The sequence below is a fragment of the Chloroflexus sp. genome, from assembly GCF_034435895.1.
Lineage (GTDB): Bacteria > Chloroflexota > Chloroflexia > Chloroflexales > Chloroflexaceae > Chloroflexus.
The window spans coordinates 1-12,398 of sequence record NZ_DAOTWH010000248.1; the positions used below are offsets into that span (position 1 = coordinate 1).

Consider the following 12,398-nt stretch of genomic DNA (forward strand, 5'->3'; position numbering starts at 1 on the left):
GACGGGATTCGAACCCGCGACCTACACCTTGGCAAGGTGTCGCTCTACCAACTGAGCCACTCCCGCATTGCACTTAGAGTATAGCACGATCTGTCGATTCGTGCAAGTGTGGTAGGATCGGTGCAAGGAAGCCTTGATCGTTCATGTGGAATGCTATGACATCACCATCCCTGCGCCAACGCCTCGGTCGCCGTCTCGGCCTCACCCCGTACTATCAAGTTATTGTTGCGGAACCTGATCGCGTGCATTTACGGTCGTACCCGCGCGCGAATCGGGCCGCGGCGCTCCCGCTCTTTGTCGGTGGCGGGGTGTTGATGGCCATTGCCGTGGTCGCGTTACTCGCTGGCGTATTAGCATCGCTGCAAGAGTTGGGTTTTGCCACGGCTGGTCTGAGCGCCGCTGCCGGCGGGTTGTTTGGCGGCTTGGCGATCCAACGGTTGATTGGCGGCTATGCGATTGCCACCACTGCCAATGAAATTACGCTCGACGCCGAGACCTTCACCATCCGCCAAACCAGCCGGGTCGGGCGACCACGCGAGCAGCAGATCGATCGCGCCGCGATCACGGGGTTGCGCTTGCGCCCCTACCGGATTGTCGCCGGCGGTCTGGTGCGCCGTCTGCAGCCGGTGCTCGCATTTGAGCTGCTGGTTGGCGATGAAGTGTGGATTATTGATAGCGCCGCCGTACCAGCAGCGCTGCAACCGCTGGTCAATGCAATGGCGTTAGCATTGGGGATGCCGGTCGAGCGGGTCAACGAGCTGCGCTAGCCCAAGGCCGCTGATGGCGCGTGCCCTTGCGCTATTCTGATCGCTTGCCGCTGGCTCGCGTCGCATTTTTGCGTTGCCAAAACCTCACGCCCGCAAACCGGCGGGCGTGAGGTGGGAGGAAGGTGGAAGGTGTACCACTTAGGGCAAGGGGGTTGGCCCTTGCGGGTAAGCAATGCCGGCCTCGACACCCCACTGGAACCAGTTATTCACGAAATCGGGCATCGAGAAGAAGACCCCTAGCGCGCCGGTGATACCGCACAGCCATGCGAACCAGAAGGCCCACAGGTGGATCGAGTAAGCATTGGCGTTGAAGCCCATGCACCAGCGCCAGAAGAGCTGCGCCCGCTCGGTGCCGGTGCCGGGAGCCTGAATCTCGTTCCATTCCTCATGCGCAGCATACTTCTCAAGCGCCCAAATCGTGCCGGCGTGCATCGCCAACAAGACGGTTGAGCCGAGCAGGAAGAAGATCGAGAGCATGTGGAACGGGTTGTAATAGAAGTTGCCGTAGCGCACGCTCACGTTATTCGTCCAGTCGAGTAGGGCCTTGATCCCGTGAGGCGGCGCTTCCGACCAATCACCCATCCACATCGGGCGGATGATGTAGATCACCAGATAGAGCGCAATTGCGCCGGTGAAGCCGTAGGCTAGATAGGGTTTAATGCCGAGCGCCTTGGCGCGGGTATAGATATGCATATACCACGCGAAGATCGACACCGTGAGGAAGAAGGTGGCAATCAACCACCAGCCGCCCTCATTCAGCGGCGGGAAGCTCAGCCCATAGCGCGCTGACGGCGGATCGATCTGCAACACCACAAAATACTTGATGAACGCGACCGGATTATAGTTCACCTGCGCCAGCATCACCACCAGCCAGATAAAAGTGAAGATACCGCCGGTAATGTAGGCCACTGCATTCCAGAAACCAAGGTAGAACGGGCCAAGCTGGCTATCAAACCCAAAGTTCTCAAGCAGCGGAATCTCGATCGGTTTGCCGATGCGACCGCGATCTCGGCCTAGTTCCAGATCGCCCGGCGCCATGTTCATTGTCGCCATATCACGTTGCTCCTCTCTAGACGCCGCTCCAGAAGGGGAGGTTGTTCCAGAAGTTCCAGAAGCTCACCCAATCTTGCACCGGCCACCCCGACAACAAGATGCACAGATCGGCTGACAAGACGCCGCCGCAGGCGAAGATAAAGCCAAGGCGGTGGACGCCGGCTTCGCCGACTGAGTAGTACTGCACATCACGGAAGAAGACGTTCTCGATGTCGCCGCCTTCGGGGCCGCGGTACTGCGCCGCGCTCAGGATCAGCGAGCCGTGGCAGGCCAGCAGCCATGTGGAGGCGAAGAGACCCGTGATCCCAATTGCGTGGAAGGGGTTGTAGAAGAAGTTGTTGTAGCGGTAGCCGAAGTTCGACACCCAGTCGAGGTGCGGCATCACACCGAGCACAAAGCCTTCGTGCCACATCCCCAGCGCAATCGGGCGGATCACTTGCAACACCAGCCACGCCGAGAAGACCACGCCGTAGGCCACCGCGATATGGTAGCCCATATCGAGCTTCATACTGATGTCAACCTGCCGCATCATCCAACCGAAGAAGGCGATCGTGGCGAAGAACACCGTCATCTGCCACTCAAACCCTTGCTGGCCCGGCATTGCAAACCCAAGCCCAAGTTCAGCCGGCGGCGGATCGATGCGCCCGGCGAAGAAGTTTTGCGGAATGGAGTAGGGGCCGTTCAAGATGGTTGCATTGACGTAAAAGTATGTCCCAAAAATGATGCCAATGACCGAGATGAAGCCCCAGAAGCCGACGTAGAACGGGCCTACCCAGAAATCGAAGGGATCGTAGCGGAAGAGTGCGCTAAACGTTGTGCGCCCTTTGATCTTGTACTCCGGCTCGATTTCTTCGATCGTGCGCCCTCCCGGTACCCGTGTCGATCGCGCACCTTCAATCACGGTGAACGAAAAGTCGGGAAAGCGGGGGTCTTTCGCTTTTGCTCTGCTCATAGCGACTCCCTCTGCTGACGGCTGGCGCGGCGACCGCCTTCTTCATCGCGCCTTTCCACTGCCCTGACAGCGACAGCGTGTAATGATAAGCAAAATCTCGCGCCCTTTTCGGCCAGTATAATACGCTTGACAGGCATTGTCAAGCTACGGGTGTCGATATTTAATTTTGCATTATAAAGCCTCAAAACACGTTCCTTGCACCTTGAACATCTCTTGTTCACTTCTTGCATATAAAACAAGAGGGACTTATGGTATACTGAGGGTGCGTCAGCAAGCCAAAACTGACCGAACGGGCGTGCAATGACCAGTCTTGCCGTTGTTATTCTCAACTATAACCGGTCCGATCTACTCGCTGATTGTTTGGCCTCGATCGCTGCCGCTCCCACCCGTTGTACGCTGTCGGTGTGGGTGGTTGATAATGCTTCGACCGATGGCAGTGCGGCATTGGTGCGTGATCGGTTTCCGTGGGTGCATTTAATTGAAAGTCCGGTCAACGGCGGTTTTTCCGCCGGCAATAATCTGGCCTTGCGTCAAATTCTGGCCTTGCCCGATCCGCCGGCCTATCTCCTGTTGCTGAATAACGATACGATTGTGCCGCCGGGCGCGCTTGACGGCTTGGTTGATTATCTCGAACGCCATCCGGCGGTAGGGGCGGTGGGGCCAAAGTTGCTCTTGCCTGATGGCTCGCTTGATCTGGCCTGCCGGCGGAGCTTTCCCACCCCGGCGATCGCTTTCTACCGCCTGTTCGGTCTGTCCCGCCTCTTCCCGCGCAGCCGCCGTTTTGCTGCCTACAACATGACCTACCTCGATCCTGATGTTGAGACCGAGGTCGATTCGGTGGTGGGGGCCTGCATGATGGTGCGCACAGCGGTGGTGCGCGAAGTTGGCCTGCTCGACGAGACGTTTTTTATGTATGGCGAAGATCTCGATTGGGCCTACCGGATCAAGCAGTACGGCTGGAAGATTGTCTATTATCCTGCAGTGACGGTCTACCACTACAAGCGGGCCGCTTCCAGCCGCCGCCCGATTCCGTCGATCCGCGCCTTTTACGATGCGATGCGGCTGTTTCATCGCAAACATTACGCCGCCACCACGCCGGCGCCGCTCAATGGCCTGATCGAGCTGGGTATTACGGTAAAGGAGCTGTGGGCGCTTGGCCGCAATCTCCTCCTCCCATCCAACGCGCGTCGCGCCAGTTAAAGCGCGGTCGTTGTTGCGCCCGCGCTCGTGGCGCGCGTTGCTGCGCTTGCTGATAGTCGTGATTGATGTGGCGGCGCTGAATCTGGCGGCGCAGCTTGCCTATGCCTTCGGCGCCGATTCGCTCGCTGCCGCCGGGTTTCGTATACCTGTCGATCCGTTGGCTCCCCTCCGCTTGAGTGTGATCGGCAGTGTGACCGCCCTGATTGTGTTTGCCAGCCATGGCCTCTACGAGATGAAACGCGGCGCCTCACGCCTCGATGAAGCGGTGAAGGTGGTGACGGCGGTCTCGTTTACGATGGTCTTGGTCATTTTCATCAATGCTCTCATCGGCGAGTTCGGCGGCGAAGAGATGCCGTGGACGCGCGATATTCTCTTTCAGGGTTGGGGCTTGGCAGTGGCGGCCTGCCTGTTTGGCCGCTTCTCTCATCGCGCGCTGGTCTATATGTTGCGCCGCTATTTCGACATCGATACCCGCCGGGTGTTGATCGTCGGCGCGCGCGAACCCGGTCGCTTGGTGTGGAATACCATCCGCCGCCGGCCCGAATTGGGTTATCGCGTGCAGTGCTTTCTCTCCGATACCGTCCCGATTGGCGAGATTGTCGATGGTTTGCCGGTGCTCGGTCGCGCCGAACATATTTGCCGCGTGATCCGGGCGACCCGCGCCGATGAGGTGATTATCGCCCTCTCTGGCCGTTCCTCGCAGGATCTGGTAGAAGTGATTGCGCTGGCCGAAGATGAGTCGGTCGAAATCAAGGTCTATCCTGATACCTTCCAACTGATTACTAATAACGAGGTATCGATCGGCGATCTGCGCGATTTGCCGCTGGTCAGCGTCAAGAACGCCGCGCTCGATAATCCGTGGAATCGGGTGCTCAAGCGCGGCCTCGATCTGGTGGTGGCGTCGCTGGTGTTGTTGTTTGCAGCGCCGGTGATGCTGTTAATCGCCCTCGCTATCCGGCTTGAGTCGCGTGGCCCGGTCTTCTTTTTGCAAGAGCGCGTCGGTCTCGATGGCAAGCCGTTCTGGATGATTAAGTTTCGCACCATGCGCCCCGATGCTGAACGGTTTAGTACGTGGACGGTGCAGAATGATCCGCGGGTGACGCGCGTCGGGCGCTGGTTGCGCCGCACCAGCCTCGATGAGCTGCCGCAGTTGATCAATGTCTTGATCGGCGAGATGTCAATCGTCGGCCCCCGTCCTGAACAGGCGCGTTGGGTTGAGCAGTTCCGCCAGCAGATTCCGCGCTACATGCGCCGCCATAAAGAGAAGGCCGGTCTGACTGGTTGGGCGCAGGTGAACGGCTTGCGTGGCGATACCAGCATCGAAGAACGTACCCGCTACGATCTGTATTACGTGGAAAATTGGTCACTGCTCTTCGATATTAAGATCATTTTGCGCACTATCATTAACTTCATCACTGGCCGGCAAGAGAATGCGTATTGAGGGGCTCATCCCGCGCCCCGCTTGTCATTGCGAGCCGCCTCCGGCGGCGCAGCAATCCCCCGCTTCAGCGGAAGCTCTACCTGCCCGCCATTGGTCTGCGCCAAAAGGGGAGATTGCTTCGGACGCTGCACGCGCTCGCAATGACAACCGGCCATCATCTCACGCGAGCTTGCCAAAATCTGCGTAAAGTATGGTATGCTAAGCAACGAATATCTTCTCCATCAGCGTAATGCCCCATCGCCCGCGCGCGAGGCCAGTGTCCTCAATGGAGGAGGATAACGATGGATGTAGTCGCTCGTGAAGCCGCCGCCCATGCTCGCCGGCTTGGCTATCAGGTTATCACTGCCGAACAGTTGCGTGCGACGCGCTGTTTGTTGGTCTTGGCCGAACTATCTGGCCAGCCGTTTGCGGTGCTAGTTCAGCGCCGCGCGCTCATTACCGCCGCTGATGTGCAAGATTTTGCCGAAATCCTCTTCCTCCGTCGCCTAACCCGCGGCCTGCTCATTGCGGTTGATGGCGTCTTTAGCAATGAAGCTCGCCGCACCGCCCAAGAGTTGCGCCATGCGATGATGACGCTCACCACTGATCTTCCCCCAGCCAGTGCGATCGCGGCTGCCGGTCTCAATCCGGCAGTTGATCTCGGATGATAGCGAGTACGGGCGGGTTGCAAACCCGCCCGTATTGCTGCTCTGCTCCCCGTTCTCCCCTATGGTACAATAGTGCCATGACCGAACCATTGTTACCGGCGGCGCAAACGCCGCACGAGCTCGATTTTATCAGCCATAGCCCGGCGCAAACCGAACGGATCGGCGCCCGGCTCGGTCATTTGTTGCGCGCCGGCGATGTGGCGCTGTTGTCAGGGCCGCTCGGCGCTGGCAAAACCCACCTGATCAAAGGGATTGCACGCGGGTTGGGGTATGACGGCCCGGTGACCAGCCCCACTTTCGTGCTGATCAATGAGTATCGCGCCGATGGCGCGCATGGCCGGTTGCCGATCTATCACGTTGATCTCTACCGCGTCAGCGGCGTGACCGAATTAGCTACGATTGGCCTCGATGAACTCTGGCTGGCCGATGGCGTATGCCTGATCGAATGGCCTGAACGGGCGTCAGCGGCGTTGCCGCCTGACCATGTGCATATTACCCTGAGTTATGTGAGCGAGACCAAGCGGCGGTTGCGGTTGGCGCCGCGCGGCGCTCGTTACCGCGAGCTGCTGGCAATGTTTAAGGAGGCGACGTTCGGCTAATGTTGCTCGCGATCGATACCGCTACCGCTCTCACCGGTCTGGCGCTCTATGGTCCCCATGGCCCGCTCGCCGAAAGCGTGTGGGAGTCAGGGCGGAACCATACTGCCCAACTGTTGCCGCAGATCGATGCGTTGTTACGCTATGCCGGCGCGGCGCCGGCTGATCTTACCGTGCTCGCCGTGGGGTTGGGGCCGGGGAGTTGGAGCGGCTTGCGGGTCGGGCTGAGTCTGGCCAAGGGGATGGCCTTGGCCGCTGATCTACCGTTGATCGGTATCCCGACGCTTGATGCGCTGGCGTATCAGTATCTGCCCACGACGTTGCCCGTCTACCCGCTGATCCGGTTGGGCAGGGAACGTTACGCGACCGCGCCATTCGTTGCGCGCGACCGGCTCGAACGCCTTGCTCCTGATCGTAATCTGACCCTCAGCGAGCTGTGCGCCGAGGTAAACGGCCCAGCGTTGTTCTGCGGCGATCTCGACGCGGCTACGATCGCCGGTTTGCAACGTGGCTTGGGCGATCGGGCGCTGTTGCCGCTGCCCGCCGCGCGGCTGCGCCGGCCTGCCTTTTTGGCCGAGCTGGCATGGCAACGCCATCTCGAACAGCGTTACGATGATCTGGCCACGCTTGAACCCATCTACCTTGGCGAACCGGTGCGCGCGCCTGCCGCCGGTGCGCGGCCAAGCTGATCTTCTGCGGAGGGAAGCTATGTCTGCCCTACGTCGCTTTGAACAGTTTATGGAGCAGATGGTCGAAGGATCGGTGGCGCGGATGTTCCGCAGCCCGATCCAACCCGTCGAAATTGCCCGCCGGCTGGAACGGGCTATGGAGAGCAATCAGAAGATTAGTATCAAGCGGGTGATTGTGCCGAGTTTCTACCGCGCCTATCTGCATCCGCAAGATTTTGCTGCGTTCCAACCGGTGCGCCAGCAGCTCGAACAAGAGATGGCTACCTACCTGAGCGAGCTGGCCGCTGAACGCAACTTTACCCTGCTTGACCAGCCGCGCGTCGTGCTGGCCGAAGACCCCTCGGTGTCGCGCCGTTCGATACAGGTGGTGGCCGAAATGAGCGATAGCCAAGCCGAACAGCCGAATATGACGATGATTATGCAGGCTGATCGAGGGGTTGGCCGCTCGTCGAGGGCGTTTCTGCTCTTGCATACCGGCCACGAACCGCAGGCGCTGCCGATCGAGACGACCACAGTGACGATTGGCCGCGGCCTCGATAATGATATTATCCTCGAAGACACGCGCGTGTCGCGCAAGCATGCCCAGTTGCGCTACCGCCAACGCCAGTTCTGGTTGTTTGATCTTGGCAGTACCAACGGGACGTTTGTGAATGGCGAACGGATTGCTGAACGCGCGCTGCGCGATGGTGATGTCGTCTCGTTGGGCGGGCTTGAGTTGACCTTTCGCGAGGGCTAGCCGATGTTTTTCGATATCGCCAGCATCTCGATCGGCATTATCTTGCTCTTGCTGCGGGTAGCGGTCGTCTTTCTGCTGTACTTCTTTCTCTGGCAGGTGGTGCAGGTGATCCGGCGCGATCTAGCGCGTTCCGCCGTAGCGCCCACTGTCGCGAGCCCATATGGCCAGTTGGTGGTGACGATTTCTGGCCAAAGCGGGGTGGCGGTTGGCAAGACCTTTCCGCTCAATCCTGATACCTTGATTGGGCGAAGCCCGCACTGTGATATTGTGCTGAATGATACCTTTCTCTCTAGCGAGCATGCGCGTCTCAAGCGCCGCGGCAACGTCTGGATCCTCGAAGACCTCAATAGCACCAACGGCACCTTCCTCAATGGCTTTGAAGTGACCGAGCCGACCGAAGTCCATCCCGGCGATGCGATTCGGGTGGGCCGGGTCGAACTGCGCTTCGAGCCGTCAGACGGCAGATAGTTGTCATTTCGCTACCAACTATGATAAATACTCATTACAATTCTGGCCGGAAGGTTGCGCCGGTTGGTACGCATTTGTGATATACTTTTTATCGCCTTTTTGTTTCACCCGCCCAACGGAGGATAGGCAATGCTTGCCGATTATGCTCTGATAGGCATCTTTCTGCTTGCTGCGATCAGCTTCCCGCTGATCCCGCTCGTGCTCGCCTTCTTCCTGCGCCCTAAACGCCCGACGCCGCTGAAAACCAGCACCTACGAGTGCGGGTTGGAAGCGCTGGGCGATGTCCACGTCCAATTCAAAGTGCAGTATTACCTCTATGCGCTTGCCTTCGTGATTTTCGATATTGAAGTAATCTTCTTGTATCCGTGGGCGGTAGCATTCAATGCAGTTGGTCTCTATGGCCTGATTGCGGCGACGATTTTCCTCCTCATGCTGTTTGCCGGCTTGCTCTACGAATGGCGCAAAGGCGCTCTAGAGTGGGTGTGATTATGGCTGATGTCGATCCGGCCCAGCTCGAACTTGAGCGGCAGGGAATTTTGTTAACCACCGTCAATCGGTTTTACAACTGGGGCCGCCGTTCGTCGATCTGGCCAATGGCGTTTGGGTTGGCCTGTTGCGCCATCGAAATGATGGCGTTTGGTCTGAGCCGCTACGATGTCGCTCGCTTCGGCGCTGAGCTGTTTCGCGCGTCGCCGCGCCAAGCCGATCTGATGATTGTGGCCGGCACCGTGACCAAGAAGATGGCTCCGCAGGTGGTGCGGCTCTATAACCAGATGGCCGAGCCGCGCTATGTGATTTCAATGGGGGCGTGCGCTACGTCCGGCGGCCCGTTTCGCGATGGCTATAACGTGTTGCGCGGGATTGACTTGCTCATCCCGGTTGATGTCTACGTTCCCGGTTGCCCGCCGCGCCCTGAAGCCCTGCTCCACGCGCTGATGACCTTGCAAGAGCAGATCGATCAGCAGAAGCTTGGCCAGGTGCGCTGGTATGGCAGCGGTGAGAAACCGCAAACGGACGATTTTCCGGTGCCTACGTTTGGCGCCAAAGGGCTAGAGATTGACGGCAAGCTGGTCGATCCGGTCGGCGGGTTGCCGTTGCTTAGCTCGTATACCTCGCCGAGCCACGGCGAACGGCGGTCGGGCCAGATCGAGCATCCCGAAGTGGTGCGCCAGTTCCCGATTATGGATCCGGAAGTTGAATTGGAGCATGCCTTGAAGGCGCGCGGTATCTCGCCTGAGATCGCCGCCGATGATTTGAAGCGAAGCGGGGTGAGCGATGCCTGAGATGACTCCTGCCGAGCTGCGCGCCCGCCTTGCCGAGGCATTGCCGGCTGCGTTGGTCACGGCGGAACCGCTGGCGATCACGCCGCCACCCGCCCACGGCCCCCAACCCGGCCTGTTTAACCCGCCTGATCCGGTGGTGCGGCCCGATCAGTTGGTCGCTGCGGCGCTCTTTGTGCGTGATACGCTCGGCTATGCCTATCTGTCCGATATTGCGGTGGTCGATTACCTGCACGCCGGTTGCTTCGAGCTGGTCTACCGCTTCTACCATCCATCTGGCGGCCCCAGTATCGTATTGCGCGTGCGCGTGCCGCGTGATGAGCCGGTCGTGCCGTCGCTGACGCCGCGCTGGCCTGCCGCCAACTTCCACGAGCGCGAGGCGTTTGATCTGTTTGGGATCGAGTTTACCGGCCATCCCTTCTTGCGCCGCATCTATATGTGGGATGAGTTTGAAGGTTTCCCTATGCGCAAAGACTTTCCCCGGCAGGGTGATAAATATTTGGGTGGTGAGAGTGAGGGGTGAGAGAGTAGTGATGGTGCTGTAGTGGGTGGCTTTCTTGCCCGTGAACATCATCGTGGATGTACTACGTGCGCTGAATGTAAGCTGATCCGGATGGAGTGCGGCAGTTTCACTGCCGCATTTGCGAAAAGTTCTACGATACTCGTCGATCGTTTGACGCTCAATCAACCTAGCCTGATCTCGCCACAAGCGAATGGGCTATCAGCATAGAAAAAACCGGTGCTGCTATGCTTCAGACCCAAGAGCTGCAAGTCAATATCGGCCCGCAACACCCGTCCACTCACGGCGTGTTTCGCATGCTGGTGACGGTCGACGGTGAGACGGTGATTGATCTGAAGCCGGTGTTTGGCTATCTCCATCGCAACCACGAGCAGATCGCCGAGGCGAATTCGTATTTGCAGAATATGCCCTACACCGATCGGCTCGATTACTTCAATTCAATGGCTAATAATCAAGCTTATGCGATGGCGGTCGAGCGGCTGGCCGGGATCGAGGTGCCCGAACGGGCCGAGTATATCCGGGTGTTGATGGTCGAGCTGACCCGCATCCTTAATCATGCCAGCGCGGTCGGCTTTATGATCAACGACATGGGTGCGTGGCAGACGCCGCTGGCGTTTGGGATGCGCGAGCGTGAGAAGATTCTCGATCTGTTCGAGATGGCGAGCGGCGCGCGTTTGATGTGCAATTATTTCCGGTTCGGCGGTGTGGTGCGCGATCTACCCCCTGAATTTATTCCTAATTTGCGCGAGTTGCTGCGCGCGCTGCCGGCGTATATCGATGAACTGGAGCGGTTGCTGCGCGATAACGAGATTTTGCTGCAACGGGCGATCGGGATCGGCATTCTGCCGCCGGAAGTTGCCCTGTCGTATGGCGTCAGTGGCCCGGTGCTGCGTGGTTCCGGCATCCCCTACGATGTGCGCAAAGCCGAGCCGTACAGTGTCTATGACCGGTTTGATTTTGATGTGCCGGTCGGCAAGGTGGGCGATGTGTACGACCGCTTTCTGGTGCGGATCGAGGAGATGCGCCAGAGCAAGCGGATTATCGAGCAGGTGCTTGAGCAGTTGCCCGACGCTAAGGGCGGCCACATCAACCCCAAAGCCCGCCAGAACGTGCGCCCGCCGGTGGGTGATGCCTACGCCCGCATTGAGTCGCCCAAAGGTGAACTCGGCTTCTATCTGGTTAGCGATGGCAGCACTCGACCGTACCGCTACAAAGTGCGCGCGCCGTCGTTCATCAATCTCACCCCGCTGGCCGATATGTGCCGCGGTTATAAGGTGGCCGATATTGTGGTCATCCTTGGCAGTATTGACATCGTGATGGGGGAGGTGGATCGATGACAGCCTCGCCGTTTGAGATAGAGATTCCGCGTGGGCGGGTGATCGAAGTGCAGCGCGACGATACCCGCGTGCGGCGCGGCGCCGGTCTGCTGCGCGGGATGGCGGTGATCTGGAAGCACTGGAAGGAGTCGTTTAAGCTCAATCGCAGCTACAGCCAGATCCACGGCACGTTTACGATCGAGTACCCGGAAGAGCAGCCGCGCATCCCGGAAGCCTACCGCAACATGCCGATCCTGCTCTACGATGACGAGACGGGTCACGAACTTTGCACCTCGTGCTTCCAGTGCGAACGGATCTGCCCGCCGCAGGTGATCCACATGACGCAGGCCAAAGATCCGGCTACCGGGAAGCCGGTGCCGGCAGTGGCCGAGTTTATCATCGAGTACGATGCCTGCATGAGCTGTGGCTTTTGTGCCGAGGTTTGCCCATTCGACGCGATCAAGATGGATCACGAGTTTGAGCTTTCCACCGACGATCACACTCAGTTGACGGTGCATAAAGAGCAGTTGCTCCGGCCAATCAGCTATTACGCCCACATCGCACCCACGATGTGGGCCGAGGTGCGTGAGGGGGCGTTGAAGAAGTTGCAGGGCAACATTCGCCGCCGGCCCGATGTCATTGGCTTGGCGCCGCAGTTGACCGAGAAGATCGCGGCGCGGCGGGCTGAGTTGGCGGCGCAAGCGGCGCAGGCGGCACAAGCAGCGGCGGCTGC

Annotated in this window: 15 protein-coding genes and 1 tRNA gene; 13 read left to right on the forward strand and 3 right to left on the reverse strand. The window is 59.2% G+C overall.

What is annotated here, in order from left to right:
* Positions 1 to 58 (reverse strand) — tRNA-Gly (locus tag U9R81_RS14230).
* Between the two features lie 97 nt (positions 59 to 155).
* Between U9R81_RS14230 and U9R81_RS14235 the strand changes: the two genes are divergently transcribed.
* Entirely contained in the window at positions 156 to 767 is a 612-nt protein-coding gene (locus tag U9R81_RS14235; protein WP_322496094.1) for a hypothetical protein, read from the forward strand.
* Positions 768 to 905: 138 nt separating this feature from the next.
* Here U9R81_RS14235 and pufM read toward each other — a convergent pair whose 3' ends face one another.
* A complete protein-coding gene (gene pufM, locus U9R81_RS14240; RefSeq protein WP_322496095.1) occupies positions 906 to 1,820 on the reverse strand; it encodes a photosynthetic reaction center subunit M in 915 nt (304 codons plus the stop codon).
* A gap of 16 nt (positions 1,821 to 1,836) precedes the next feature.
* Positions 1,837 to 2,772, reverse strand: coding sequence for a photosynthetic reaction center subunit L (locus U9R81_RS14245; protein ID WP_322496096.1), 936 nt, complete (start codon positions 2,770 to 2,772; stop codon positions 1,837 to 1,839).
* A 300-nt stretch (positions 2,773 to 3,072) separates the two neighbouring features.
* On the opposite strand from U9R81_RS14245, the gene U9R81_RS14250 reads away from it, so the two are divergent.
* The 12 genes from U9R81_RS14250 to U9R81_RS14305 form a co-directional block, all read left to right on the forward strand.
* Positions 3,073 to 3,972: a glycosyltransferase family 2 protein gene (locus tag U9R81_RS14250; protein WP_322496097.1), complete on the forward strand. Its 900-nt coding sequence runs from the start codon at positions 3,073 to 3,075 to the stop codon at positions 3,970 to 3,972.
* Between the two features lie 10 nt (positions 3,973 to 3,982).
* Entirely contained in the window at positions 3,983 to 5,413 is a 1,431-nt protein-coding gene (locus U9R81_RS14255; protein WP_416180971.1) for an undecaprenyl-phosphate glucose phosphotransferase, read from the forward strand.
* Positions 5,414 to 5,694: 281 nt separating this feature from the next.
* Positions 5,695 to 6,060, forward strand: coding sequence for a hypothetical protein (locus tag U9R81_RS14260; RefSeq protein WP_322496099.1), 366 nt, complete (start codon positions 5,695 to 5,697; stop codon positions 6,058 to 6,060).
* A gap of 77 nt (positions 6,061 to 6,137) precedes the next feature.
* A complete protein-coding gene (gene tsaE, locus U9R81_RS14265; RefSeq protein ID WP_322496100.1) occupies positions 6,138 to 6,659 on the forward strand; it encodes a tRNA (adenosine(37)-N6)-threonylcarbamoyltransferase complex ATPase subunit type 1 TsaE in 522 nt (173 codons plus the stop codon).
* Positions 6,659 to 7,345, forward strand: coding sequence for a tRNA (adenosine(37)-N6)-threonylcarbamoyltransferase complex dimerization subunit type 1 TsaB (gene tsaB, locus U9R81_RS14270; protein WP_322496101.1), 687 nt, complete (start codon positions 6,659 to 6,661; stop codon positions 7,343 to 7,345). The genes tsaE and tsaB overlap by 1 nt, the downstream gene beginning before the upstream one ends.
* A gap of 19 nt (positions 7,346 to 7,364) precedes the next feature.
* The gene (locus tag U9R81_RS14275; protein ID WP_322496102.1) at positions 7,365 to 8,081 is read left to right on the forward strand and encodes a DUF3662 and FHA domain-containing protein; all 717 of its coding nucleotides are present in this window, start codon (positions 7,365 to 7,367) and stop codon (positions 8,079 to 8,081) included.
* Positions 8,082 to 8,084: 3 nt separating this feature from the next.
* Positions 8,085 to 8,549: an FHA domain-containing protein gene (locus U9R81_RS14280; protein WP_322496103.1), complete on the forward strand. Its 465-nt coding sequence runs from the start codon at positions 8,085 to 8,087 to the stop codon at positions 8,547 to 8,549.
* Positions 8,550 to 8,678: 129 nt separating this feature from the next.
* Positions 8,679 to 9,035, forward strand: coding sequence for an NADH-quinone oxidoreductase subunit A (locus tag U9R81_RS14285; protein WP_066791367.1), 357 nt, complete (start codon positions 8,679 to 8,681; stop codon positions 9,033 to 9,035).
* Between the two features lie 2 nt (positions 9,036 to 9,037).
* Positions 9,038 to 9,832 (forward strand): NADH-quinone oxidoreductase subunit B, encoded by a 795-nt coding sequence (locus tag U9R81_RS14290; RefSeq protein ID WP_322496107.1) that lies wholly within the window; start codon positions 9,038 to 9,040, stop codon positions 9,830 to 9,832.
* Positions 9,825 to 10,352: an NADH-quinone oxidoreductase subunit C gene (locus U9R81_RS14295; protein WP_322496104.1), complete on the forward strand. Its 528-nt coding sequence runs from the start codon at positions 9,825 to 9,827 to the stop codon at positions 10,350 to 10,352. The genes U9R81_RS14290 and U9R81_RS14295 overlap by 8 nt, the downstream gene beginning before the upstream one ends.
* A gap of 224 nt (positions 10,353 to 10,576) precedes the next feature.
* Positions 10,577 to 11,686, forward strand: coding sequence for an NADH-quinone oxidoreductase subunit D (locus tag U9R81_RS14300; protein ID WP_322496105.1), 1,110 nt, complete (start codon positions 10,577 to 10,579; stop codon positions 11,684 to 11,686).
* Positions 11,683 to 12,398, forward strand: a 716-nt coding sequence (locus U9R81_RS14305; protein WP_322496106.1) for a 4Fe-4S dicluster domain-containing protein, incomplete at its 3' end; no start/stop codon positions are given. The genes U9R81_RS14300 and U9R81_RS14305, both read left to right, overlap by 4 nt.